We start from the raw sequence: 25,519 nt of genomic DNA, 5'->3' as shown, positions 1-25,519 counted from the left end.
TCTAGCGCCCTCCTAACCGATCCGTACCGAAGAAGCGGAGCTGTACGGCATAGAGCGCAAGCGTGACGACCAGCAGCACCAGGGCCGCGGCGCCGCCCATCCCCCAATTGACGAGAGACTGGACGAATTGGGCGATGAGCTCGGCAAGCATCATATTGGCCGTACCGCCAAGAAGCGCCGGCGTGACGAAGTAGCCGAGCGACATCACGAACACCATGAGCGCGCCTGCCGCCATGCCCGGCATTGCCAGCGGCAAGAGCACGCGCACGAGCGACTGCCAGCGGTTGGCACCGCAAAGCGCGGCCGCCTGGAGGATCGCGGGGTCGATCTTTCTGATGACGCCATAGAGCGGCAGGATGATGAAGGGCAGCATGATATAGGTCATGCCGATTGTGACCCCAATCAGATTGTTGACGAGCGGGAGAGGCGTATCGATGAGTCCCGTTGCGATCAGCACCTTGTTGACGACACCCGTGCGTTGAAGCAGCACCATCCACGCATAAGTTCGTGCGAGAAGGTTCGTCCACATGGACAGAAGAAGAATGGCGAAGACGATCGAAGCAGCACGGCTGGGCATGATGGCCAGCGCCCACGCGACGGGAAAGCCGATCAGCAACGTGATGAACGTGACCAGGCCGGAAACGATGAATGTGTTTGCGAATATCCGCAAATAGGTCGACGAGCCCAGCAGTTCTGCATAGTTGCCGAGACCCGGCACCGGCTCGGTGACGCTGCGCGTCAACAATATGGCGACGGGCAACACAAAGAAGAGGATCAGCAGCGCAAGCGCCGGCACTGTCAAATCAAAGTCGGTCGGCCGCCGGACGCGCACAGGCGCATACGGTCTTCCGCTGTCGGTTTCGGTGTGCGACACCATCGTCGTATCTCCTCCCATAAAGAGCAAAGACGCCGTTTGAAACGGACGACGCGCCCGCCCTCAGGCCGCTGGAGCAACGGGAAGAACGCCGCAACGTTCTTCCTCCCTTTCCGGCGGTTACTTCGCCTGCCAGGCGTACCAGCGCTCACCGATGGCATCGCGGTTCTCGGCCCAGTAGTTCATATCGGCGTTGACCTGGCTCCCGGTCTGTGCGTCCGGCAATGTCTTGGCCAGTTCAGGATCCATCATCTTGGGGGAATCGAGATTGATCGGCGCGTAACCGGTCGCCTTGGCAAGCTCGGCCTGCGCTTCTGCCGAGGTGGCAAGCGCAATGAACTGCATCGCTGCTTCCCTGTTCTTCGTACCCTTCGGCACGACGAGCGAATCGGCTGCCGTGATGTTCTGCTCCCAGGAGGTCTCGACATTGATGCCGCTCTGCGCCAGAGCCGTCATCCGGCCGTTCCAGAGGCTCCCGAAAGGCGCTTCGGCGGAGGCGAGGAGCTGCTGCGACTGCGCACCACCGGTCCACCAGATAATGTCGTCCTTGATCGTATCGAGCTTCTTGAAGGCTCGGTCGAGATCGAGCGGATAGAGCTTGTCGGCAGGCACGCCGTCAGCGAGGAGTGCCGCTTCAATGACGCCAGGCGCCGACCACTTGTAGAAGGTGCGCTTGCCCGGGAATTTCTCGGCGTCGAACAGGTCCGCCCAGGTCTTCGGGCAGGCGTCAACCGCATCTTTGTTGCAGCCGATCACAAAGGAATAATAGAAACTGCCAACCGAATAATCGGTGACGAAGCGCGGATCGAGCTTGGATTTATCGATGACGGAGAAGTCGAGCTTTTCGAGTAGGCCGTTCTTCCCGGCCTGAGCCGCATAATCGCCCTCGACGTCAACGACATCCCAGGTGACGGCGTTCGCCTCGATCATGGCCTTGAGCTTGCCGTAGTCGGTTGGCCCGTCCTGCAGCACGTTGATGCCGGTCTTTTCAGTGAACTTCTCGGCCCAGGCGATTTTCTGCGCGTCCTGCGTGGTGCCTCCCCAGCTCGAAAAGACGAGATCCGCAGCCGCTGCCGGCCCGGAGATTGCGATGGTTGCGGCACAGGCCGCCAAAACGAATATCTTCTTCATGTTCCTGTTCCCTGGTTTTCGTTCTCTTTTGGTTGTTGCTATCGCGTGCTGCCGCCGACCGGCGAAAAGCGCGCCGCCTTCATGATCTTGTTCTCCGCGACTTCTATGAGGTCACGTATCTTCGGGAGGAATGCCCGCCAATCGGGATCATCCATGAGTGCCGCCCGACGCCGCTCCCGTTCGTCGAGGCTCGGATATGCCCAGATGTGGACGATCTCGTTGATCGGCCCGATCTCGGAGTAGAAGTAGGCGATAAGTTCACCGAGATGTTTTTGCTGAATGGCGATCCCCTCTTCCTCGACCACTTTCAGGTAGGCGGGGATGGTGCCGTTCTTCAGCCTATAGGTTCGGATCTCGTAGAACACCGCGATCACCGCATCACGAAGGGGTCGGGGATCGGATCGTCCGATGTCCTGAGCCAGACGGTTTTCGTTCGCGTGTAATCGAGAACGGCCGCCATGCCACCTTCCCGTCCATGGCCAGACAGCCCAGACCCGCCAAAAGGCGCGATCGGCGAGACTGCGCGATAGGTGTTGACCCAGACGACGCCCGCGCGCAGTCCCCGCATCAGGCGGTGTGCTCGGGTGAGGTCCCGGGTGAAGAGGCCGGCCGCCAGGCCGTAGCGGGTGTCATTGGCGATCGCGAGCGCCTCTCCCTCGGTGTCAAAGGAGACAACCGAGAGAACCGGCCCGAAGAATTCCTCATCGAGCGCGGGCGACCGGCCGGCGTCGCAATCGAGAATGGTCGGGCGGTAATAGAACCCGTCGCCTTCAGGCGCGCTGCCGCCCGTCACCAGCTTGGCGCCGGCAGCAACGGAACGCGCAATCAGCGCCTCGATGTGGGCGCGCTGGCGCCGTGTCGCAAGCGGCCCGACCTCCGTCGCCATGTCGAGCGGTGTTCCAACGCGGATCGCCTCGGCCTTGGCCTTAAGGATTCCCAGGAAACGGTCCTTCACGCTTTTCTCGACGATGAGCCGCGAACCGGCGACACAGCTCTGGCCGGTCGCCGCAAATATGCCAGCAACCTGGGCGTTGGCCGCGCTTTCGAGATCGGCATCCGCGAAGACGAGGAAGGGAGACTTGCCGCCGAGTTCGAGTGAGGTCGAGGCGAGGTTCTCCGCCGAGTTGCGCACCACATGACGCGCCGTCTCCGGTCCGCCGGTGAAGGCGATGTGGTCGACCTTGGGATGGCGACTGAGAGCTGCCCCGCAGGAAGGTCCGAAACCGGTGATCACGTTGACGACGCCCGCGGGAAAGCCAGCTTCGTTGACCAGTCTGGCGAACTCGAGCAGTGGCGCCGGCCCGTCCTCCGAAGCCTTCACCACCATGGTGCAGCCCGCCGCCAGCGCCGGGCCGATCTTCACTGCGGATAAGAACAGCTGGCTGTTCCACGGCACGACCATGGCAACGACGCCGATCGGTTCGCGGCGCAGCCAGACCTCCGTGTCCGGCTTGTCGATCGGTAGATAGGACCCTTCGATCTTGTCGGCCATGCCGGCGTAATAGCGGTAGTAGTCGGCGACATAGGCAATCTGTGCCGAGGTCTCGCGGATGATCTTGCCGGTGTCACGCGTCTCAAGTTCCGCCAGTTTCTGCGCATTGGCAGCCACGAGATCGGCGAGCTTGTAGAGCAGCTTGCCGCGCTGTGTGGCGGTCAGCTTCGGCCAGGCTCCGGCATTGAGCGCCCCATGCGCGGCTTCGACGGCGCGCTCGACGTCTGCTTCGCGCGCCTCCGGCATCTCCGCCCAGCCACAGCCCGTCGCCGGGTCGATGCTTTCAAAGCGGGCTTCGCCTTCGAGGAATTCACCATCGATGTAACACTGGAAGCGCTGCATGAGCCCTACTCCGTAAAGGCCGGCATGACTTCGGCAATGAAGCGTTCGAGCGAAGCCCTCTTGCGCTCGAAGCTCATGCCGGTATCAATCCAGAAGGAATATTCGTCATAGCCCATCGCCTCGTAAGCCTTCAGGCGGGCGATGACTTCCTCAGCCGGTCCGACGACGTTGTTGCGTCGCATCGCTTCGGCGGAGAGCATGGCGTTGGCTGCGATATCCTCTTCCGCAATCCGCTCTATGAGTCCCTGCCTGATCGGCTTCTCGTTTTTGAACCAGGCAAAGAAGTAATTGTAGTACACGCTCATCTCGTAAGCGGCCTGCGCGATATCGGCCTCGTCGGAGCCGACATAGGTGTGGCGCAACAGCATGATCTTTGGCCGATCGACATGCGGATTATTAACGCAGGCATCGTTGAACCGACCCATCAGCGTCCGGACCTCGTCATCGTTCTGCCAGAGGGGCGTCACCTGCACGTTGCAGCCGTTCGCGACAGCGAACTCATGTGAGTTGGGATCGCGGGCAGCCACCCAGATCGGCGGATGAGGGTCCTGCAACGGCTTCGGCGCCGAGGTCGTGGCCGGAAACTTCCAAAACTCGCCGTCATGGGCGTAGTCACCCGCCCATATTCCCTTCACCGCTGGAATGAGCTCGCGCATGCGCTGCCCGGCACTCCAGGCGTCAAGGCCCGGCAAAAGCCGCTCGTATTCGAAGGAATAGGCGCCGCGCGCAATACCGATGTCGAGGCGGCCATCACAGATCAGATCTGTCATCGCGGCTTCGCCCGCGAGTTTGATCGGATGCCAGAACGGCGCGATCACCGTGCCGGTGCCAAGGCGAGCGTTCTTGGTACGGCGGGCAAGGTCGGCAATCGTTACGAAGGGGTTCGGCGCAATGGTGAACTCCATTCCGTGATGTTCACCGGTCCAGATGGCGTGCATGCCGCCTTTGTCGGCTATTTCGCAAAGCGCGACAAATTCCTCGTAAAGCGTCTTATGGTTCTGCGAGGCGTCCAGACGCTCCATATGAACGAAGAGTGAGAATTTCATGTGCGTGCGTCCCTTCTCGCGATCGGATGAACGGTGCCGCCGCTCTCGTCGCCGAAATACATGCCGAAATTACCGATCGAGCTTTCCAGCACGAAGCGGGCGAGAATGTCTCCGGTTGCGCTGTCGGTGAATTTCGCCGCGGCGAGCTCGGCTGGAGTAAGGAACCGGCCCTCTCTCGGGGCGCCGCCGTTTGCGAGCGCGTGATAGACGATGTGCTGTCGCCCATCGCTCTTGTCCTCATAGACAGAGTAGAGAAAGCCGATTGTGACGCTCAGTCCCGTCAATCGTTCGAGGTGGGTCGCCAGCGTCTTTGCCGGATCACCACCCTCGCCGCTGCAACCCGGAAGCGACAGGGTTTCGTCGCCCAGCAGGAAAACCGAGCCGTGGCGCTCCAGCACCGCACCGACACGGATCTCTCCGCCCGCTGCGGCGGAAACGGCCTTTGCGGTGAGTCTCGGGGTGAAGTAGCCCCCGCGGGCATAACCAAGACCATTCAAGCCGCTGTTTTCGAAGGCGGTTACGCGACCAACCATAATGACGTGGTCGCCCGCCTCGATGACATCATGCATCGAACATTCAAACCAGGCCGCCACCTGCGCGAATATCGGAGATCCGTTCGGACCCTTAGCCCATTCGACAGCAGCGAAGCGATCTTCCACTGGTCGGGCAAATGTGTTGGACACATCCTTCTGCGCTTCGGAGAGTATGTTGATCGCGAAGCACTCGGCTCCGGTCATTGTCGCATAGTTGCGCGAAGTCTTGGCAAGGCACACGAGAAGCAGCGGCGGATCCAAGGACACGGATGTAAACGAGTTGGCAGTGAACCCCACCGGCCTGCCCTCCGGATCGTTCGCCGTTACGACCGTCACTCCGGTCGGAAATGCCCCGAACGCGTCGCGCAAGGCTCTCGGGTCGAAAACGTCCGCCTTCATGCTAGTTCCTCCTTGCGAGCCAGCCAGTCCGCCATGATCGCGTTGACGGCTTCCGGTGCTGTCAGGTTCACCATGTGCCTGTGGCCTTCGACGATGCGCGACCAACCGTTCGGAGCCAGCGAGGCCATTTCTTCAGCCATTTCCGGGGTCGAATTGGGATCTCCGGACCCCGTCAGGAAAAGGGCCGGGCATTTGACGGAAGGCCAGCAGCCGGCGTAGGTCTCATCGCCCCCCGCGAAGGCGGCGTAGGCAATCGCGTATCCTTCCGGGTCGACCATCTCCAACCATGCTCGCGTTCGTTGTCGGGCACGTTGGCTCTCCGGGTCCTCGCCGAACCACCGCAGCAAAGGTCCTTCCGTATCGACCCCGTTTTTGCGGATCGCTTCGGCGCGCGCCAAGACTGCAGCCTTTGCGGCGGGGTCGCGGCGATAGACACCATTCAGGTATGCGACGCGCGTGATCCGATCTGAAAACGTTGCAGCCGCCCCACCCGAGATCAGGGCGCCCATGGAATGCCCGGCAAGGTTTGCGCAAGCGATGCTCACGTCGTCCAGAAAGCGACCCAGCCAGGAAACGAAATCCGTCAAGGTGCTGCCTGCCGGAAGTTTTTCGCTGCCGCCGTGACCCGGCATATCGACAGCGATAACCCGGTGCGTCTTAGAGAACGCCGCGATTTGCGGAGCCCATGCCTCGAGCCGCATTCCTACGCCGTGAATGAGGATCAACGTCTCGCCCGTGCCGGCCTCAAAGTAGGCCGCTCCGCTCGCGGTCGTCTTGCGGGAGAGCGGCGCGGCACCCGCGATAAGCGCAGTCGTTGATGCAGTCGTCTGCATTTGACGTACTCGTTCCTGCTCAAACGCCAGCGGGATTGGCGACGTCTTGACCGAGATCCTTGAGATCCTGGTACCGGTCGCCGATCCGATGGTGAGGACGCCCGCCGACCGATGCGCCAAGCGCCACTACGATCTCGTCGGCTGCCGGCGCATCTGGGATCGCGGTTTGGATCGTCAGGTAATGCGACCGGCGTCCTTCGTCGTTCTTATCCATGAGCGGAATCATGATCGGCGCATTGGCCGGACCCCGCGTATTGCAGAACGCCAGGTATGATTTGGCGCCGACCGCGTGCCGGTAATGATTGCCGAAGCGCAAGGTATGAATGAGTGCGGATGCATGCTCGATCTCGCCATCGAGACCTACCAGCGCGGCTTTGCCATAAGCTTCGACGGCTTCACCGGAGCCGACTGCATCGATGATCATTTTGGTCAGAAGCTCGCCCAGCACCGGTGCCGCGGCGTGGATCTCCGGCTTGAGGTCTTCGACGAAACCCCGCCCCGACCATGGATTTTTCACCACCGCAAGCGCCGAAAACAGCTTCAGTGGCTGTGGGGCGGCCTTACCTCCCTCGACCAGCGTAGTCTCGATCTGAAGCAAGGTTTTGCGGATTTCGATGGCCATTGGGCACCCTCTCTGTATATTATGACTTATGGTATGCCATAATATTGCAATGTCAAGCGCCCTCCACGTTTCGAGCTCTCGAACCGAGTGCGTCCAAAATTTCCGAATGGAGACAGCGGCTTAGTGAACGACCGGTGGTGTTACGGCAAAAATCGCGCACGCCAGCGCATTTCCATAAAGCACGGTGGAGCCGTGTATGGGTGGTCAGAGCTGTTGGCGATCACTTGTTACTGACGGGCTCACTGCCAAGGTTTGCGGCGCAAGGACCGTTATCCATTCACGGCGAAGCAGAGGCAGCATGATGGGTCAGCGGTTTCTGCAATCGCGCACCCGCGGAGCTGGGCAAACCAAATGTGTCATTCGCGCTGGGCGGACAGTACCGCCTCCGCGATCGCAGAGGCGTTGGCAACATGGTCAAGGGCGGCCTTGTACGCCGCCTCACCATCGCCTTTCCTGATCGCATCGACGATCTTTCCCATCTGTGCCGGTCCCTCGACGTCGCGGTTCCTCGTCTTGATCGTCATGGAGCGGAGATGGTTGATTCTGACCGTCAAAAGGTTGACGACCCCCCATGCGACCTGTCGATCGACCCTGGTGAACAGTGTCTGGTAAAATGCGGAGGTGTGACTGAGAACGCCGTGCATGTCCTTTGCAGCGTAGCATTCGCGGATCGCTATGAGAGACGCTTCCAGAGCCTCGCCGATGGCCGGGTCGCGCCGCTCCGCGCACAGTCGCGCGGCCATCCCCTCCAGTGCGCCTCGGATCTCATAGATCTGCTTCGCCTCGTTCAGATCCAACCGCGCAACGATCGGGCCCTTATTCGGCAAGTTCGCGACCAAACCCTCGGATTCGAGATGTCGCAGCACTTCGCGGACAATCGTACGGCTGACACCGAGCTGAGCGCACAGATCGCGCTCGACCAGACGGTCGCCGGGTTTGAAATAACCCTCGACAATTGCATCTCGCACCTTATCGAGCGCCAGTTCCCTCAACGTCTTCGTCGGGCGCTCTACGCGAATGGCGGTTCCTGGCAATGAAGCGTTCATCGTCTTACCCTCATCTTGATCCGCCGACCGGCTGTCAAACATCGTCACGCGGAAAGCAAGCCGGTCTCGTGTATTATGGCGTACCAGATTATTAGCTGCGCGCGGCATTTATAGCAACAACGACACGCGTCGACAGAACCCGGAAGCGGTGCAGCCGGTTGCCTCGCCGAGTGAGTCGTCAGCAGCTTGTGTCTTGCGCAAGATGACGAATCTTGGAAACCCTGCAGTCAGCAATGCCCGTTTCCGGGAATGCCGTGATGAGTACCCCCCTTCGAAGAACAAGCTCATCTCCCGCAGCGCTATCCAAAATGTCGTCACCCTGACAGTTGTTGGACAGGTAGTGTGCGACATCCAGTTCCTGCGAGTGCATCTGCTCGTGATCCTTCGAAAGGTATATGAATGGAGAGGCGTGATTTCCTCAGGGGCCTGGCCTTGCTTGCCGCCTGCCCGCTCTGCGTCAAAACGGCCTACGCCGCAGAGGGGGTGCACTGGGGCTATGAGGGCGAAGATGGCCCTGAGCATTGGGGTTCTTTAGCCACGGAGAACAGTGCCTGTTCGGCCGGCTCGCAGCAATCGCCGATTGACATCCGCGGCGCGGTCAAGGCCGATATTCCGGAGCTCACGGCGGACTGGAAGAGTGGCGGCACGATCCTCAACAATGGCCATACGATACAGGTGAAGGCCGCAGGCGGTACGCTCCGGCGCGGCGACAAGTCCTATGATCTGGTGCAATATCACTTCCATGCGCCGAGCGAGCATTTCGTCGACGGCAAAAGCTTCCCGATGGAAGCGCATTTCGTCCACAAGAACGCCGAGACCGGCACGCTCGGCGTGTTGGGCGTCTTCCTTGTAGCCGGGGAGACCAACTCGACCTTCGCAAGCCTGGCAGCGAAGTTCCCGCGGAACCCCGGCGAAGAATCGCCGCTCATCACCGCTGACCCGAAAGGCCTCCTGCCATCCTCGCTTAGCTATTGGGCGTATGAGGGATCACTGACCACTCCTCCCTGCAGTGAAATCGTCGACTGGATGGTGGCGATGGAAGCGGTCGAGGTGGACCCGGCCGACATCAAGAAATTCACCGCACTCTATTCGATGAACGCACGACCCGCGCTTGCCGGCAATCGCCGGTACGTTCTAAGCTCCAGTTGATCAACGGTCACGGGCAAGCATGTGTCTTGCTGTCGCAGGTCGGGTCCGGGCGCGGCTTATCGCCATGCCCGGCTTGACTGGTTGCAAATAGCGCTCACGTGACTACCTTCAAATGGGCAGCCTCCCTTGGTGACAGGGAGAGATGACCGGGAGCAAATCATGTGCCGAAACATAAAACCCCTGTTCAATTTCGACCCACCGGCGACGGACGAGGAAATCCGTGACGCGGCGTTGCAGTTCGTGCGCAAACTGAGCGGAACGACCAAACCGTCCAAACGCAATGAGCCAGCGTTCGAGCGCGCGGTCGATTCGATCGCGGCATGCGCCCGCGAACTTCTGGACGCGCTGGAGACTTCGCAGCCTCCACGCAATCGTGAGGAAGTAGCGGCAAGGGCGCGCGAAAGATCGGCGATGCGGTTCGCTTGAGTCTATGATTGACCGCTCGCTTGCGCGGGACCGGAAGTCGGTTTTCGTCAGACGGTCACGACGATTTTGCCGACCTGTTCGTTGGACTCCAGAAAACGGTGCGCTTCGACGATCTGCTCGAATGGGAACGTCCTGGCAATGATGGGTCTCAGGGTACCCGACTCCAGACCTTCCAGAATGAATGCCTTGGCGCGCTCCAGACGCTCCGGGTCGGCCAGGAGTTCATGGACCAGGTAACCACGAAGCGTCAGTGATTTGCTCAGCACGGCAAACAGCGGGAACGGCGTCTTTTCCGGGCTCAGCCCGCCATACTCGACAAGTATGCCGCCCGATGCCATCGCGCCCGTCAATGGCTCGAAGATCGGGCCGCCGACGGGATCGAACACGACGCGAATTCCCTGCTGCCCGGAAACTCGCCTCAGCTGCGCTTCCAAATCCTCCTCCATGGAGGCGATGACATGCGCCGCGCCGGCCTCGAGCAAAAGTTGCCGCTTGGCGGAAGTCCGGGTGATGGCTATCGGCATGGCTCCGACCATGTTGGCGACCTGAATTGCGGCAAGACCGACACTGCTCGATGCTGCGGTGATGGCGACGAAATCTCCCCCGCGAAGCCCTCCGATATCGACCAGGCCGCCATAGGCGGTGAGATACTGCATCCACACAGCGGCCGCCTCTTCAAAGCTCAGCGACGGCGGATGCCTGACGAGGAGTGCGGCAGGAAATATCGCAAGTTCCCCATAGGCGGGCCACCGGGTCATCGATTTCGGCGGCAACAGGCTGACCGGATCGCCGGGAGCGAACCCTTGAACGCCCGGGCCGACCGCTTCCACAAAGCCTGCAGCCTCAAGGCCAAGGCCGGAAGGAAATGTCGCCTTTTCGATATAGGCGCCCGAGCGCAGCAAAGCCTCGGCCCGGTTGAGGCCCAGCGCCTTGACGCGAATGCGAGCCTCATGAGGCCCGGGCTCCGGCACATGCACATCTTCGATCCGCAGCACCTCCGGACCACCCAACTCGTAAAAGCGAACGACGCGCGCCATGGCAATACCCCAAAACAAATGTATCGAATGAGCTATGACAGCAGTGACTCAGCCGATAAATAGGCCGAAAGGCAGCACAGTCGAAACGGAGAGTTTTTAGTATGGACCGCCTGACCAGCATGGCTGTATTCGTCAAAGCGGTCGATCTCGGCTCGTTTGCCGCCGCAGCGGAAGCCCTTGGACTATCCGGGCCGATGGTCGGCAAGCATGTTCGGTCGCTGGAGGATCGGCTTGGCGTGCAGCTTATCAACCGCACCACGCGGCGACAGAGCCTGACGGAGTTCGGTTACGTCTATTACGAACGCTGCCGGGTAGTGCTCGCGGAAGCCCAAGCAGCGGATGCGCTTGCGTCCGATCAGCTTTCCGAACCGCGCGGCAAACTGCGTGTGACGATGCCGGTTCATTTCGGCCGGCACTGCGTCACTCCTGTGTTGCTGGAACTCGCCCGAAAATACCCGGCGCTGGAACTTGACCTCTCGTTCAACGACCGCATCATCGACCTTGCCGAAGACGGCTATGATCTCTCCATACGCACGGGCGGCTTGGAGGACAGGGCCGGATTGATTGCCCGTCGTGTGGCGCGTCAGCCGATGATCGTATGCGCCTCACCCTCCTATCTGGAATCGCATGGCTGCCCCAAGACCCCGGAGGATCTGGCGCAGCACTCGGCAGTCGTCTATCGCCGGTCCGGGCCGGTCCCGCCCTGGATTTTCCCAGGGCCGGGACAATCCTCATCGGAGGTGACCCCGCTCCACCGGTTCCGCCTCGACGACCTCGATGCGATCGCTGACGCCGCCGCACGAGGGCTGGGGCTTGCATGGCTTCCCTACTGGCTGGTGCGGGAGCGGATCGAGACCGGCACGCTCGTCCGGCTTTTGCCGGAGCAGCCGCCGTTTCTTTATGATTGCCATGCAGTGTGGCTGCAGACGCCGCACCTGCCGCTCAAAGTTCGCGTTGCCGTCGATGCCTTGGCGGCGCAATTGCCGAGTTTCATGACTCTCAAATAGAGTTGCTCGCCACGCTGCGTTGCAGTGCCGGCAGGAACTGGTGGGAGAGAGCGTTGAAATTCCCCGATATCCGCCGCTCCCAGGAGCGCACGCATGGCAGTCTCACGCCGAATATCTCGAACCGTTGGAAGGACTTGCCGTCCAAGGCGAGCTCGCCGCAAATAACGTCTTCATGCGTGCGCTTTGAGGAAGTTTGGTTTTGATATTCACGATCCCGGCCTGGCTACCGAGGCCCTTACATTTCAATGCCGACGAAGCCTATGCCAGCCGGCTCGTTTCCGCCGGATGGAGAGCCCGCAAAAGACCGGGCCGTAAAGCCAGCATTGAACGCGTCTCCGCCAGGTGCAAACGAGGTCGTTGTCGAATGCCGGCATACGACATCTGGTTGCTGCTACGCAGCTCCGCGGGACCGACAAGGCCCGCCGGACGGGCATGATTTTCGAGAGATGGAACGACGCTGGCTCTGCGCTCAAGGCGGATTTGCAAGAATAGGCGCCGCGTATAATCGAGCTCGATCGGCCCGCGCTTGCGTGGCGCAATACCGCCACGTGTCAACCGGAGACGCAGATCGTGGAAGCGCAGCCGTCACCCGCGCAGGCCCGGCGCCTCTTGCCCGGTGCGCTCCACGTATTCGCTGTAACCGCCGCCGTATTGATTGATCCTGTCAGGCGTAAGCTCCAGAACACGATTGGAAAGTGCCGACAGGAAACGACGATCGTGCGAAACGAACAGCATTGTGCCCTGATAGGCCGAGAGCGCCTTGATCAGCATTTCCTTCGTATCGAGGTCAAGGTGATTGGTCGGCTCGTCGAGGACGAGGAAGTTCGGAGGGTCGAACAGCATTGCGGCCATCACCAGGCGCGCCTTCTCACCGCCGGAGAGCACTCGGCAGCGCTTCTCGACGTCATCGCCGGAAAAGCCGAAACAGCCGGCCAGCGCTCTAAGTGGCGCCTGTCCGGCTTTGGGAAAGCGTTCCTCCAGCCATTGCAGAATGGTGCTCTCGCCGTCGAGCAGATCCATGGAATGCTGGGCGAAATAGCCGAGCTTGACGCTGGCGCCGAGCGAGATGCTGCCCTTATCGGGCGTGGCGGTGCCGGTGACCAGCTTGAGCAGTGTCGATTTGCCGGCGCCGTTGATGCCCATGATGCACCAGCGTTCGCGCCGGCGCACCATGAAATCGAGGCCATCATAGATCGTCCGGCTGCCATAGGCCTTGTGGACATTTTTGAGGTTGACGACGTCTTCGCCGGAGCGCGGAGCCGGCAAGAAGTCGAAGGCAACGCTCTGGCGACGGCGCGGCGGCTCGACCCGGTCGATCTTTTCAAGCTTCTTCACCCGACTCTGAACCTGCGAGGCGTGCGAGGCACGGGCCTTGAAACGCTCGATGAACTTGATCTCCTTGGCGAGCATGGCCTGCTGACGCTCGAACTGGGCCTGCTGCTGTCTCGCGTTTAGCGCCCGCTGCTCTTCATAGAATCCATAATCGCCGGAATAGGTCGTCAGCGCGCCACCATCGATCTCGATGATCTTGGTGACGATCCGGTTCATGAACTCGCGGTCGTGCGACGTCATCAGCAGAGCGCCGTCATAGCCTTTCAGGAAATCCTCCAGCCAAATCAGACTTTCGAGATCGAGATGGTTGCTCGGTTCGTCGAGCAGCATGACGTCCGGGCGCATCAGAAGGATGCGGGCGAGCGCCACGCGCATCTTCCAGCCGCCCGACAGCTTGGCGACATCGCCGTCCATCATCTCCTGGCTGAAGCTAAGGCCGGCGAGAACCTCGCGGGCACGTCCCTCGAGCGCATAGCCATCGAGCTCTTCGTATCGCGCCTGCACCTCGCCGTAGCGCTCGACGATCGCATCCATTTCATCGATGCGGTCCGGATCCGACATGGCCGTCTCGAGCTCACGCAGCTCTGCCGCCACGGCGCTGACCGGGCCTGCCCCTTCCATCACCTCGGCGACGGCCGACCGACCGACCATCTCGCCGACATCCTGATCGAAATAGCCGATCGTCATGCCCTTCTCGACTGAGACCTGCCCCTCGTCGGGCAGTTCCTGACCGGTGATCATCCGGAAGAGGGTCGTCTTTCCCGCTCCGTTCGGACCAACGAGCCCGATCTTTTCGCCGCGGTTCAACGCTGCAGAGGCTTCGATGTAGAGTATGCGGTGACTGTTGGACTTGCTGATATTTTCGATACGTATCATGCGGAAGACGGCCTATCTGGTTGCGGGCACCCCTATGCCACGGGTTGGCGTAGCTGTCACGCCAACCGGACGCATCTTCTTCTCGGCGAGGTTATGTCCGGCACAGCGGCTCCTAGCCGACGCATGAGACACGCCGCTCGATACGACCCCCTCACCTCGCTGACGTGAGCACCCTACCGGTCTAGGCCATCTGGCCTGACCCACCAGACCGTCAGGCCGAATTAAGATGTTAACCGAGACGAGGTATAAGCGCACCTGCGGCACAGACCCCGGCGCATCGAACGCGGGGTACTGACCTGACTTCCAACCCCGATGGCCTGGGAAAAAGATGCCTGCAACGACGGCTTATGCGACGACTGGTAACGCCTATACCGACGGTCTCCTTGGCGACTGGAAATGGGCGATCAAGGACTTCACGTTCAGTTTCCCAACCAGCGCTTCATTCTACGGCGGCGGTTATGGCAATGGCGAGCCGCTCAAGGGCTTTGCGGTCTTAAACGCCGCACAGCAGGCCGCCACGCGAGCAGCACTTGATCAGTTTTCCTCCGTCGCCAACGTGACATTCACCGAGATCACGGAGAGTGCCACCAAGCACGCCGATCTTCGCCTCGCCTCGTCCGACGCTCCGAGCACCGCCTGGGCCTATTTCCCGTCGACCGCGGCAGAAGGCGGCGACGCGTGGTTCAACAAATCATCTGGCCACTACAGCAGACCGGTCAAGGGAAACTACGCCTATGTGACATTCCTTCACGAGACCGGACACGCGCTTGGGCTGGAACACGCCCATGAGGGCAACGTCATGCCGGTGAACCGCGACTCGATGGAATACACGGTCATGAGTTACCGTTCCTATGTCGGTGCCTCGACGACGACCGGCTATACCAACGAGACCTGGGGATATGCGCAATCGCTGATGATGTACGATATCGCTGCCTTGCAGCATATGTACGGCGCGGATTTCACCACCCACAGCGAAAACACGACATATCGCTGGAGCCCGACGTCAGGCGAGATGTTCATCAATGGAATGGGTCAGGGTGCCCCTGGCGGCAACAAGATCCTGCTTACGGTATGGGACGGCGGCGGAGCGGACACCTACGATTTCTCCAACTATACGACTGCACTGAAGGTCGATCTCCGTCCGGGCGAATGGACGACCACCTCGGCCGCGCAACTGGCGAAGCTGCGCTACGACGATTCCAAGGTGGCGGTCGGCAATATTGCCAACGCGCTGCAGTATAAGGGCGATGCTCGTTCCCTCATCGAGAATGCAAAGGGTGGTTCCGGCAGCGACACGATTACCGGCAATGCTGCTGCAAATGCGCTTTGGGGTAACGGCGGCAATGACAGGCTGATCGGCGGCGATGGGAACGACAATCTTGTCGGCGGTGCGGGCGCCGACCGGCTCGAAGGCGGTAATGGCACCGATCTGGCGAACTACTACAACGCCGCGGCCGGCGTCGTTGCCGATCTCTATTCCCCCGGTGCCAACAAGGGCGAAGCGACCGGCGACACCTATGTTTCCATCGAGCAGCTTTACGGCACAGCCTTCGGCGACAGTCTCGGCGGGGACAATCGCGCAAACCTCCTGAGCGGGCTCGCAGGCAACGACGTGCTCCACGGACGTGGCGGCAACGACAGGCTGATCGGCGGCGACGGGAACGACAATCTTGTCGGCGGTGCGGGCGCCGACCGGCTCGAGGGCGGCAATGGCACCGATCTGGCGAACTACTACAACGCCGCGGCAGGCATAGTCGCCGATCTTTATTCGCCTGGGTCCAACACCGGGGAAGCGGCTGGCGATACATATGTATCGATCGAGCGGCTCTATGGTTCGGCCTTCAACGACACGTTGCGCGGAGACAATCTCGCGAACCTCCTGAACGGGCTTGCAGGCAACGACGTGTTTTTTGGGCGTGGTGGCAACGACACCCTCATCGGCGGCGATGGGAACGACAATCTTGCCGGCGGTGCGGGCGCCGACCGACTCGAAGGCGGTAATGGCACCGATCTGGCCAATTATGCCAATGCCACGACCGGCATCGTTGCCGATCTTTACTCGCCCGGTTCCAACACGGGGGAAGCGGCCGGCGATACATATGTTTCCATCGAGCAGCTTTATGGCTCAGCCTTCGGCGACAGTCTCGGCGGGGACAATCGCGCAAACCTCCTGAACGGCCTTGCAGGTAACGACATGCTGAATGGGCGTGACGGCAACGACACCCTGATCGGCGGTAACGGCGCCGATCGGCTGATTGGCGGCGGCGGCGCGGACACTTTTGTCTTTCAGACGACGGCGCAATCGGCGCCGGCTTCCAGGGACGTGATCGACGATTTCGCGTCCGGCGTTGATCGGATGGATTTGCGTTCAATCGACGCGAATAGCAATGCCATCGGAGACCAGGCATTTCTATTTATCGGCAACAGTGCCTTCCACGGCAAAGCAGGTGAACTTAACTTCAGGAGTGGGATAGTCTCCGGTGACGTCAGCGGCGACGGCCTTGCAGATTTCCAAATCAAGGTGATGAATCTGTCGGCTCTTTCCGGAAGCGATTTCCTGCTTTGAGGGGGTTGGAAAAACCATGAGCGAATGGATCGATTTTGAGCGCTGGCCAGACTGCAAGAGCATGGAGCGGCCCGGGATCGTCTTCGAGGTCACCAACGGAGATCAGACGCTGCTCACTGGCTGCGTCGTGCCGCTGCCGTTGCCGTCTGACTGGGTAGTTCATCCTCTGCGCTTTCGCGCCGTGCCCCAGCCCCGGCCTCGGCACTCTTCGCCGATACCGAAGCCGGCAGGTCCGCAGCAGTAAACACAGCACGGACCAGGCTGCCGGTCGGCGGCCTGCTCGATCAGGTGCATCATCGATGTCGCACCCGTTGCGGAGTCGAAGCGCCATGGACGTGCTGCGCCGCAGCTATTAGACTCCTTCGGATCATACGCGGAAGCGATGGTTACCGCTGGCGGCCCGCTTGTCCCTCGCGCTATCCTCAGCATCCGCAAGGTAACGTCGACCGCGATCCCAGGACTGATTGCGGCGGCCGTGTTACTCGCGTCGATCAGGTGAGTGAACAAGTCGCGGCTAGCTTAACCGCGCTGCTGGAGGATTGATGAACACCCTTGCTCCCCGTCTCACGGACCTCGCTCACGGTGGCGGTTGCGGCTGCAAACTGGCGCCGTCCGTTCTACAACAGCTTCTTGCCAATCAACCGGCTGCCCAACCTTTTGCCCAGCTCCTCGTCGGCAACGACATGGCCGATGACGCCGCCGTATGGCAGGTAGACGACAACACCTGCGTGATTGCCACCACCGATTTCTTCATGCCGATCGTCGACGATCCGCGAGACTTCGGGCGGATCGCCGCGACCAATGCCATTTCCGATGTTTATGCCATGGGCGGAAAGCCGATCCTGGCATTGGCGATTGTCGGAATGCCGATCAACAAGCTCGATTCGACAACGATCGCGAAGATTCTCGAGGGCGGCGCTTCGATCTGTGCCGAGGCGGGTATTCCCGTCGCCGGCGGCCATTCCATCGATTCCGTCGAGCCGATTTACGGCCTCGCCGTCATCGGCCTCTGTCACCCGAGCGAGGTTCGCCGCAATGGCGGCGTAAAAGCCGGAGACGCGCTCATCCTGACCAAGGGGATCGGCGTCGGCATCTATTCGGCAGCAATCAAGAAGAACGCGCTGCCGGCCGGCTGTTACGAGGAAATGATCGGCTCGACGACGCTGCTCAACCGCATCGGCGCGGACCTCGCCGCCGATCCCGATGTACATGCGATGACCGATGTCACCGGTTTCGGAGTCCTCGGACACGGACTTGAGATGGCCCGTGCGTCTCAGGTTTCCCTCACCCTGAGGCTTTCCGCGGTCCCCTTCTTGAAACAAGCTTACATGCTTGCCGAACAGGGCTTCATCACCGGTGCCTCGGGGCGCAACTGGGCAAGCTACGGCGCCGACGTCGTGCTTCCCGACGACCTCCCGGACTGGCAGCGACTGCTGCTTGCCGACCCGCAGACCTCGGGCGGTCTGCTGGTCGCATGTGCGCCGGAAAAGGCTGGCGCATTGGTCGAGAGGATCCGGCTCGCGGGTTACCCGCTTGCGGGCATTGTCGGAACGGCGGAAGCAGGCGCGGCTCAGATCAAGGTGATTTCCTGATATCGATTGCTCGGGGGAACAAGCGTTCCCGAACATCGTTGGTGGCGATGAAAAGGAGATCGCCATGAGCAACCTCGCACCGACCCGGTCTTCCGCACGTGTTCTGGCCGCTTTCTGCCTGCTGATCGCCCTCGCCCCCAATCCAGCATCGGCACAGAACGCGAATGAGAAAACCGATTGTGCCGCGGCTGCCGGCAAGGCGGAGCCGGCAACGCCCCCCGACCGCGCCAGCGCTGACGGCACCGCCCCCGGCAACAGCGGGTCGACCGGCTGGACCGGAGGAACGGGTGGCGCGCATATCGGCACCAATCCTCAAGGGGCGACTGCGGGCTCGACAACCTGGCAGCCGCCGACGGCGCGCGGCATCGATCTCGCCGCGGCACCCGAAACCCCGCCACCGAAAACCCCGGCACCGGGAACCCAGGCCCCAGGAACCCAGACACCGACCGACTGCTGAAGATACCGCCGCGGCGATCGTCAATTCTGTTTCCAAGCGTCGAGCATGGTAGTAATTTTGTCAAAGAGCGCATTTCACGCCGCGATCAGACGGGAGCTGAGGCCATGCTGAACCGCCGCCGATTTCTGACGAATGCTGCGACAGCCGCAATCGCGACTGCCTGGGTTTCAAGAGGCGGCACGCAAGCCCGTGCCGAGGAGGCCGGAAGAGGTGCCGGCTGGCGAACTTTCGAGATTATCACCAAGATCGACCTTCAGCCGGCCGAAGGCCTGGCGCAGCTCTGGCTGCCGGTCGCCCGGTCTGCCGGTGACTATCAGAAGGCACACGCTCCTCGCTGGGTATCGAACAGCACCGACATCCGTATCGAGAAAGACCCCGCCTCCGGCGCCGACATTCTGCGCGTCATTTGGCAAGGCGAGCCACAGCGCGTCATCGAGGTCACTCAGCGCGTAGCGACGCGAAATCGCCGCGTGACAAGCAGGATCGCCGCAACGGAGGCGGAACTGCAGCATGAGTTGCGCGGCACCCCCAGCATGCCCGTGGACGGCATCGTCAAGACAACCGCCATGCGCATCGTCGAAGGTCGGGATCGACCCGAAGATCGCGCTCGAGCGATTTACGATTGGGTGATCGACAATACGTTCCGCGATGCGAATATCGGCGGCTGCGGCGTCGGCAACGCCAAAGACATGCTGGAAAGCGGCTATTTCGGCGGCAAGTGCGCAGACATATCAAGCTTGTTCGTGTCGCTCGCCCGCGCCGCCGGCCTGCCCGCCCGCGACGTCTTCGGTATCCGAGTGGCTGATTCCGCCGATTTCAAGAGCCTCGGCCGTTCTGGAGACATCACCAAGGCGCAGCACTGTCGCGCCGAAGTCTATCTCGACGCTCATGGCTGGGTTCCGGTCGATCCGGCTGATGTTCGCAAAGTCGTGCTCGAAGAAAACCTGCCGCTCGACAATCCCGCCGTCCGCGCTTTCCGCGAAAAAGCTTACGGCAACTGGGAAATGAACTGGGTGGGCTACAACACGGCGCGGGATCTCGTTCTGCCCGGAGGCGAGCTGCGTCAGGGGTTCCTGATGTATCCTGCCGCTCTTACCTCCCGCGGCGAGCTGGACTGCCTCAATCCGCAGACCTTCGCCTATTCGATCACCTCGAGGGAAATAACCGCCTGAGGGCCGGACCGACATCCGGAAACGAAGCCGCAGGAAGATCGATCAATGCGGCTTGATTTCCTCGATCGTCAGCCGCAATCCATCGGCGTTGAACAAATCCCCCTCCCTGATCAGGGAACGATCCTCGTTGAGCTTAAAAACGAGAGATGAGAGCCTTGACTTCGCCTCACGATCCTCCACGAGGCCTTCGCGGCCGGCCCGGTAGAAGACGGCGCCCGACCAGTCGACGCCGGCGCTGCGGAAAAGCTTCACCACGTCCGGCCAGCGCAATTCGTCCCCGACGACGTGAAGATAGGCTGAGCGCAGCAGATCGACACTGGTCTCGCCGATCCGGAGCAGCACGAAGAGCATGGTGAACGAGCCGACGTCCCTGTAGGTCGAGACCACCCAATCGTCGAAATCGGTCTCATGCGGTTCGGCGATCACGAACGGTCTCCTGATGGCGGAAGAGAATGGGAGTCGAACCCACCCAAGACAGCCTCGCTGCCCCACCCGGATTTGAAGTCCGGACGCCCCACCGGGGACGAATCTCTTCCCTCACCTGCCTCAGGAACAGACCCTTCGTAAAGATCGAGCCTGTGCGGGTTGACCCGGCGGACGTCACCACGCCGGATCGTCACTCCCTGACGATCGAAGAATTCCAGGATCTCGATCGCCACCTTTCTACCGTTGTTGACACGGTCGCGGAAGAGACCTGCTGGAAATTCGCCCCGCTCGGCATCGGCCGCGACGTCCCTGATGATTGCGACCATCTCCGCTGTCGTCTGGCGGGTGAAGAAATGATCATGCCTTATCTCGTCGACGCGGCCGAGCCGTGCACAAAGTTTGAGGACGCGGCGTATCTCTCGCTCGTCGACGCCCAGCATTTCGGCGAATTCGCGGACTCGAGGCGGACGGAATCTCTCCTCGCCTTCCAGATGCGGAAGGATCCGGGCATAGAGCTCCTCCTCCTTTTCGCTCAGCCGGACCTCGTGGCCCGGCAATCGGACGAAGGCGCCTTCGAGCACCAGGCGCCCCCCTGCCTGTTCGGCCCTGAGCGCAACCAGAAAGGCTGGCGGAGGAAGCCGCGGCGTGACCTGCAGCCGCAGGCGTTCGCGACCGATCCCCTGCAGATCGGGATTGTCCACATGAAAGGCGGCCAGTACGCGCTGGACCTCGTCGGAAAACTCGGCTCGCTGGCGCTTCGACAGCGCATGGCGCACCGCCGGGCCTTCGATGACCTCGGCCGACGCGAACCTGATCGCGTTCTGCAGTTCCGCCTCCGACAGGGCCCGGTCGCGTGCAAAGACGTCAAGATCGACGAGAAATGGCGGAACATCCAGCAATGCAGCGAGCGCTTCGCCGGCCTGGGACAGAGACGCGGCTTTCAAGAAGCTCAGCCGCTCGGGCGAGCGCCGCTTGCGCAGGGGCGCCCGCAGGTCGAGGAGCCGTCCTCCACCGATCGTGCGCCGGGCTGAGACGTCGCGCAGGATGAACCGGTCGCCGACAGCAGCCGCAATCGGACGGTCGAGCACGAGTTGAACCCGCCGACGTTCGCCCGGCAACAGCGGTCCCTCGAGCGGCACGATACGAACACCGGTCTCGGCGCTCGCGTGGTGAAAGCGGGCCGAAAACCATTCCCCGATCGGCTTCGCCTCACTTTCAAGCACAGAGAGATCCGCGTCGATCCTGTCACTCGGCGCGTGCAGATGGGGATCGACCACCATGTCGCCCCGGATGATTGCATCCTTCGAGATCCCCTCGCCCGCGAGGTTGAGCGCACAACGTTGCCCGGCAAAGCCGCGCTCGGCCCGCTGGTTCTGAGCATGTATAGAACGCACGCGCGCAGAGCGGCCCGCCGGCGAGACCGTCACCTGGTCGCCCACGCCGACGGACCCCGAAAGCACGGTTCCGGTGACCACGGTTCCGGCGCCCGAAAGCGTGAAGCTCCGATCGACGGCGAGCCGGAAACGGCCACCGCCAGTCGATGCCACGGTCGCACGCTCGGCAGCCGCCAGCCGTTCCTTCAACAATTCGATCCCCTGGCCCGCCGCCGCAGAGACGGGAAGTATCTCCGCATCGCGGAGGCTCGTCGACGAAAGCACCGCGCCTATTTCATCCGTCAGGCTCTCAAGGCGGGCAGGATCGGCAAGATCTGCTTTTGTGATCGCGACCAGTCCACGGCTGACGCCGAGCAGATCGAGGATCGCGAGATGTTCGAGCGTCTGGGGCTTGATGCCATCGTCTGCCGCAACGACCAGCATGGCATAGTCGACGCCGCCTGCGCCGGCGAGCATGGTATGAATGAAGCGCTCGTGACCGGGGACGTCGACAAATCCGGTAATGGCGTCCTTCGCAAACCGGGCATAGGCAAAGCCGAGATCGATGGTGATGCCGCGCGCCTTTTCTTCCTTGAGGCGATCGGTGTCGACACCGGTCAGCGCCTTGACGAGCGTCGTCTTGCCGTGATCGATATGACCGGCCGTGCCGACGATCATGGCGCCCCCCTTGAAAGCGGCTCTTGCGCCCGGCGTTCCGCTTCCTGGATCTCCGTGGGCGAAAGACTGTCTCGAACCGGTCCCATGAAGGGCTTTGCCAGGGTGCTGCCGCCGTCCGTCGCCCGGATCAGCCAAGCCAAGGCCGTCACGCCATCGCGTGTCGTGCCCGCCCCCATATGGCAGGCCGCTCCAAGCATGGCCTGGGCGTCTGCGTCGCCCCGCTCTGCGGCCTTCAGCCACCAGTAGACGGCCTTTTGCGGATCGCGCTCTACCCCGAGTGCGTTGTGGTGGAGCATGCCGAGCCGCGTCATCGAGGACGCGATGCCGGCCTCGGCGGCACATTGCGCCCAGCGTCGCGCTTCGACCGGATCGGCGGCCATGATCTCGCCTTCCAGCAGCAGCCAGCTCAACATGTCCTGCGCCGGCGCGTCGCCCTTTTCAGCGGCGCGCCGATAATATTCGGCTGCGATGCCGTAATCGGCATCGGTGCCGGCGAGCCCCTGCATGTGCAGGGCGGCATAGTTGCGTTGCCCGACGGGATCACCGGCTTCGGCCGCGAGGCGCAGCCATTTGCACGCCAGTTCTCGATTCTCCGGCACCCCGAGCCCTTCTGCGAAGCAAGCGCCGATATTGTTCTGCGCCCGCGCCACGCCGGCACGCGCCAGGGGCTCCCAGATGCGCAGCGCCGTCTCGTAGTCGCCGGCCTGCGCGCATGCCAGGGCCTTCGCCATCGGATCGGCCTCGGGCGCCGTCTGGGGCTTATTGCCTCGAAGGCGGTCAAGCCACCGCATCGCCGCTACCCTCGGACAGGGTTTTCAGGAATTCCGCCTCATCGGACAGACAGCGCAGGTCCAGAACCAGCGCACCATCCCGCAGGCGCCCCAGGATCGGGCGGGACAGAGACCGGAACAAAGCTGCGAGCGCTTCGAGTGCGCTCCCGCTCGACGCAACGATCCTCAGGCCGGCGCTCGGGATCGTATCGACGGGAAGCGCCCCGGAGCCGATCTGGCTCGAACAGCTGCAGACCTCGACAGCGTAACCGCTCGGCGCCAGCAGCGCGGCGACCTGCGGCGCGAGCCGCTCCGCCTGTTCCCGCACCTCCGCTTGCCGCCGGGACAGCATAAAAAGTGTCGGCAGGCGGGAAGCCAGCCGGTCCGGATCGCGATAGAGCTTCAAGGTAGCAGCCGTCGCCGCGATACGGATCTTGTCGACACGCAGCGCCCGCTTCAGCGGATTGCGGTTGATCTCGGCGATCAGGTCCCTGCGCCCGACGATGAAACCCGCCTGCGGACCGCCGAGCAGCTTGTCGCCGGAAAAGGTGACCAGATCGGCTCCTTCGGCGACTGCCTCGCGCACCGTCGGCTCCTTTCCGAGACCATAACGCGACAGGTCGACCAGGCTGCCCGAACCGAGATCATTGAGAAGCACCACGCCTGCTGTGTGGGCGATTGCCGCAAGCTCGGCACCCGGCACCTCCGCGGTGAAGCCCTCGATCCTGTAATTTGACGTATGGACCTTGAGGATCAAAGCCGTCTCAGGCCCGATCGCCTTGAGATAGTCATTCGCATGGGTGCGGTTGGTCGTGCCGACTTCGACGAGATCGACGCCGGCGCGCTCCATGATGTCCGGCATGCGGAAAGCGCCGCCGATCTCGATCAATTCCCCCCGCGAAACGATCGCATGACGCCCGGCGCCGACCGTGTTGAGAGCAATCAGAACAGCCGCGGCATTGTTGTTGACGACAGTGGCATCTTCCGCTCCCGTCAGTTCGCACAGCAGTTCCCGCAAATGGCTGTCGCGTTCGCCGCGCCCGCCGGAATCGAGATCGAATTCAAGCGCAGCCGCTTCGCGCATTGCGTCGACGGCGGCATCGACCGCCTCCTGCGCAAGCAGGGCTCGGCCGAGATTGGTGTGAAGCACCGTGCCCGTCAGATTGAACAGCGGACGAAGGTTCGAACGGGTGCGGTCATCGAGCCGGCTCAGCAGAGCGGCAACAATGCCATCCTTGCCTGGCAACGCCCCACCGCTCCGCACGGCAAGGCGGATTTCGCCCAGTACTTTGCGCAGTTCGTCCGTCACCACGGCGCGACCATGCTGCTCCACAAGCGGCGAAACAGCCGGCGCGTTCAGCATCTGGTCGACGGAGGGCAAGGCACGAAGATCGACAGGTCCCGACATTGGATCAATAGCCCATCAGGAACGGATCAAAGCCCGCCCGCTTGTATTCCGTGTCCTTCATCAACAGGTCGAGCCCGAGGCTCGCAACATCATCGGCGACGACGTCAAGCGAAGGGTTCTTGTTCTGGTAGAGTATCTTCATCCAGCTGTTGCAGGTATCGCAGACTTCCGCCTTGACCGTCGCCTCATCCTCTCCCGTCTCGACGGCCCGGTAACCGATGCCCTTCGTGGAACCGCAGGCAAGACATTTGACCCGAACCTCATTCCACATCGTGGCGCAGCAGGAACATGAGGCATAGCGCGCGCCTTCGGCACCATGAAAGCCGATGACCATGGATGCGACCGGCTTGCCGCCGCAGGCGGGACAGACCCCGACCCGAATCGGCACGAGCCTGGTGCCGTCGAGACCGGCAGCCAGGCGCGTCGCCTGGACCTGCATTGCGGCAGCAACGTAAAGGTGATGAGCGAGGCTCTCGACCGGCAGGTCGTCGGCCATGACGTTGCCGATCATCCAGGTCAGCATTTCCTCATCCGCCGTCCGGACCTGTGCAAGCGCTTCTGCGGCGGCAGCCGGCTTCTCCAGGGCTTCAGCATTCTCAAAAAATTGCTGCAACACCTCGCGGCAATCCGGCGACGAGCCCATCGCTGCGCGATCGATGGGCGGCATGGCATTCGCACGCGAACGCTCGACCCGATCGGCCGGGACCGGCTTCGGCGGCGGCAATGCGGATACGATCTCGCTCTGGATTCGCGTGATCCCCGCCAGGAAGTTGAGATAGGGAGCGAGGTGGCTGCCTTGGGCGAGTGCCTCGAAGCGACTGGCGCGATCGTTGAAGAGGCGTGCCAAATTCGGCATCCGGGCAAACGGTGCCTTGGGAACGCCGCCGATCACCGACGGATCGGGCTGTACAGGGGATGCGGACATTTCACCT

The 25,519-nt window shown here is 61.9% G+C and carries 23 protein-coding genes, 1 tRNA gene and 1 pseudogene; 8 read left to right on the top strand and 17 right to left on the bottom strand.

What is annotated here, in order from left to right; all coding sequences use genetic code 11:
* Position 1: 1 nt before the first annotated feature.
* The 9 genes from M1D34_RS25740 to M1D34_RS25700 form a co-directional block, all read right to left on the bottom strand.
* On the bottom strand, positions 2 to 877 hold the full coding sequence (locus M1D34_RS25740; RefSeq protein WP_498785293.1) for an ABC transporter permease: 876 nt from the start codon (positions 875 to 877) through the stop codon (positions 2 to 4).
* A gap of 117 nt (positions 878 to 994) precedes the next feature.
* The gene (locus tag M1D34_RS25735) at positions 995 to 2,005 is read right to left on the bottom strand and encodes an ABC transporter substrate-binding protein (protein ID WP_498785291.1); all 1,011 of its coding nucleotides are present in this window, start codon (positions 2,003 to 2,005) and stop codon (positions 995 to 997) included.
* A gap of 38 nt (positions 2,006 to 2,043) precedes the next feature.
* Positions 2,044 to 2,370 (bottom strand): NIPSNAP family protein, encoded by a 327-nt coding sequence (locus M1D34_RS25730; protein WP_498785289.1) that lies wholly within the window; start codon positions 2,368 to 2,370, stop codon positions 2,044 to 2,046.
* 5 nt (positions 2,371 to 2,375) lie between these two features.
* Complete coding sequence (locus M1D34_RS25725; RefSeq protein ID WP_498785287.1) at positions 2,376 to 3,839, bottom strand: aldehyde dehydrogenase; 1,464 nt, start codon at positions 3,837 to 3,839, stop codon at positions 2,376 to 2,378.
* Between the two features lie 5 nt (positions 3,840 to 3,844).
* Positions 3,845 to 4,885 carry an LLM class flavin-dependent oxidoreductase gene (locus tag M1D34_RS25720; protein ID WP_498785286.1) on the bottom strand — a complete coding sequence of 347 codons (1,041 nt, stop codon included), beginning with the start codon at positions 4,883 to 4,885 and terminating at the stop codon, positions 3,845 to 3,847.
* Entirely contained in the window at positions 4,882 to 5,817 is a 936-nt protein-coding gene (locus M1D34_RS25715; RefSeq protein ID WP_498785284.1) for a flavin reductase family protein, read from the bottom strand. The genes M1D34_RS25720 and M1D34_RS25715 overlap by 4 nt, the downstream gene beginning before the upstream one ends.
* Complete coding sequence (locus tag M1D34_RS25710) at positions 5,814 to 6,650, bottom strand: alpha/beta fold hydrolase (RefSeq protein WP_498786225.1); 837 nt, start codon at positions 6,648 to 6,650, stop codon at positions 5,814 to 5,816. The genes M1D34_RS25715 and M1D34_RS25710 overlap by 4 nt, the downstream gene beginning before the upstream one ends.
* Positions 6,651 to 6,669: 19 nt before the next feature.
* The gene (locus tag M1D34_RS25705; RefSeq protein WP_498785282.1) at positions 6,670 to 7,272 is read right to left on the bottom strand and encodes an amino acid synthesis family protein; all 603 of its coding nucleotides are present in this window, start codon (positions 7,270 to 7,272) and stop codon (positions 6,670 to 6,672) included.
* 356 nt (positions 7,273 to 7,628) lie between these two features.
* Positions 7,629 to 8,318: a GntR family transcriptional regulator gene (locus M1D34_RS25700; RefSeq protein ID WP_498786223.1), complete on the bottom strand. Its 690-nt coding sequence runs from the start codon at positions 8,316 to 8,318 to the stop codon at positions 7,629 to 7,631.
* 399 nt (positions 8,319 to 8,717) lie between these two features.
* Here M1D34_RS25700 and M1D34_RS25695 point away from each other — a divergent pair, with 399 nt between their 5' ends.
* Entirely contained in the window at positions 8,718 to 9,467 is a 750-nt protein-coding gene (locus M1D34_RS25695; protein WP_498785280.1) for a carbonic anhydrase, read from the top strand.
* Between the two features lie 159 nt (positions 9,468 to 9,626).
* Positions 9,627 to 9,893 carry a DUF2277 domain-containing protein gene (locus tag M1D34_RS25690; protein WP_498785278.1) on the top strand — a complete coding sequence of 89 codons (267 nt, stop codon included), beginning with the start codon at positions 9,627 to 9,629 and terminating at the stop codon, positions 9,891 to 9,893.
* Between the two features lie 47 nt (positions 9,894 to 9,940).
* Here M1D34_RS25690 and M1D34_RS25685 read toward each other — a convergent pair whose 3' ends face one another.
* Positions 9,941 to 10,930: a zinc-dependent alcohol dehydrogenase family protein gene (locus tag M1D34_RS25685; protein WP_498785276.1), complete on the bottom strand. Its 990-nt coding sequence runs from the start codon at positions 10,928 to 10,930 to the stop codon at positions 9,941 to 9,943.
* A 101-nt stretch (positions 10,931 to 11,031) separates the two neighbouring features.
* Between M1D34_RS25685 and M1D34_RS25680 the strand changes: the two genes are divergently transcribed.
* The gene (locus tag M1D34_RS25680; protein ID WP_498785274.1) at positions 11,032 to 11,937 is read left to right on the top strand and encodes a LysR family transcriptional regulator; all 906 of its coding nucleotides are present in this window, start codon (positions 11,032 to 11,034) and stop codon (positions 11,935 to 11,937) included.
* 585 nt (positions 11,938 to 12,522) lie between these two features.
* Here the strand turns inward: M1D34_RS25680 and M1D34_RS25675 are convergent.
* Positions 12,523 to 14,145: an ABC-F family ATP-binding cassette domain-containing protein gene (locus M1D34_RS25675; protein WP_498785272.1), complete on the bottom strand. Its 1,623-nt coding sequence runs from the start codon at positions 14,143 to 14,145 to the stop codon at positions 12,523 to 12,525.
* A 328-nt stretch (positions 14,146 to 14,473) separates the two neighbouring features.
* Here M1D34_RS25675 and M1D34_RS25670 point away from each other — a divergent pair, with 328 nt between their 5' ends.
* The 5 genes from M1D34_RS25670 to M1D34_RS25650 all read left to right on the top strand — a co-directional run bounded on the left by M1D34_RS25670 (position 14,474) and on the right by M1D34_RS25650 (position 19,932).
* On the top strand, positions 14,474 to 16,711 hold the full coding sequence (locus tag M1D34_RS25670) for a M10 family metallopeptidase C-terminal domain-containing protein (RefSeq protein ID WP_498785270.1): 2,238 nt from the start codon (positions 14,474 to 14,476) through the stop codon (positions 16,709 to 16,711).
* Positions 16,712 to 16,727: 16 nt separating this feature from the next.
* Positions 16,728 to 16,955: a hypothetical protein gene (locus M1D34_RS25665; RefSeq protein WP_498785268.1), complete on the top strand. Its 228-nt coding sequence runs from the start codon at positions 16,728 to 16,730 to the stop codon at positions 16,953 to 16,955.
* 298 nt (positions 16,956 to 17,253) lie between these two features.
* Positions 17,254 to 18,303, top strand: a complete 1,050-nt coding sequence (gene selD / locus M1D34_RS25660) for a selenide, water dikinase SelD (protein WP_498785266.1) — start codon at positions 17,254 to 17,256, stop codon at positions 18,301 to 18,303.
* Positions 18,304 to 18,367: 64 nt separating this feature from the next.
* Positions 18,368 to 18,760, top strand: coding sequence for a hypothetical protein (locus M1D34_RS25655; protein WP_498785264.1), 393 nt, complete (start codon positions 18,368 to 18,370; stop codon positions 18,758 to 18,760).
* 104 nt (positions 18,761 to 18,864) lie between these two features.
* Complete coding sequence (locus M1D34_RS25650) at positions 18,865 to 19,932, top strand: transglutaminase-like domain-containing protein (protein WP_498785262.1); 1,068 nt, start codon at positions 18,865 to 18,867, stop codon at positions 19,930 to 19,932.
* A 42-nt stretch (positions 19,933 to 19,974) separates the two neighbouring features.
* Here M1D34_RS25650 and M1D34_RS25645 read toward each other — a convergent pair whose 3' ends face one another.
* From M1D34_RS25645 to fdhE, 6 genes and pseudogenes are all read right to left on the bottom strand, one after another.
* Positions 19,975 to 20,358: a hypothetical protein gene (locus tag M1D34_RS25645; protein ID WP_498785261.1), complete on the bottom strand. Its 384-nt coding sequence runs from the start codon at positions 20,356 to 20,358 to the stop codon at positions 19,975 to 19,977.
* 14 nt (positions 20,359 to 20,372) lie between these two features.
* Positions 20,373 to 20,468, bottom strand: a tRNA-Sec gene (locus tag M1D34_RS25640).
* A pseudogene (selB, locus tag M1D34_RS25635) lies at positions 20,430 to 22,409 on the bottom strand (selenocysteine-specific translation elongation factor); the annotation flags it as partial. The pseudogene selB and the gene M1D34_RS25640, both read right to left, overlap by 39 nt.
* On the bottom strand, positions 22,406 to 23,200 hold the full coding sequence (locus M1D34_RS25630) for a tetratricopeptide repeat protein (RefSeq protein ID WP_498785259.1): 795 nt from the start codon (positions 23,198 to 23,200) through the stop codon (positions 22,406 to 22,408). The pseudogene selB and the gene M1D34_RS25630, both read right to left, overlap by 4 nt.
* A complete protein-coding gene (gene selA, locus M1D34_RS25625) occupies positions 23,187 to 24,587 on the bottom strand; it encodes an L-seryl-tRNA(Sec) selenium transferase (protein ID WP_498785257.1) in 1,401 nt (466 codons plus the stop codon). The genes M1D34_RS25630 and selA overlap by 14 nt, the downstream gene beginning before the upstream one ends.
* A 4-nt stretch (positions 24,588 to 24,591) precedes the next feature.
* Positions 24,592 to 25,512, bottom strand: a complete 921-nt coding sequence (fdhE, locus tag M1D34_RS25620) for a formate dehydrogenase accessory protein FdhE (protein WP_498785255.1) — start codon at positions 25,510 to 25,512, stop codon at positions 24,592 to 24,594.
* Positions 25,513 to 25,519 lie beyond the last annotated feature (7 nt).

It is taken from the genome of Ensifer sp. D2-11 (assembly GCF_054161295.1).
Note: the sequence above shows the minus strand (reverse complement) of the source record. Positions and strands in the feature narration are given on the sequence as shown.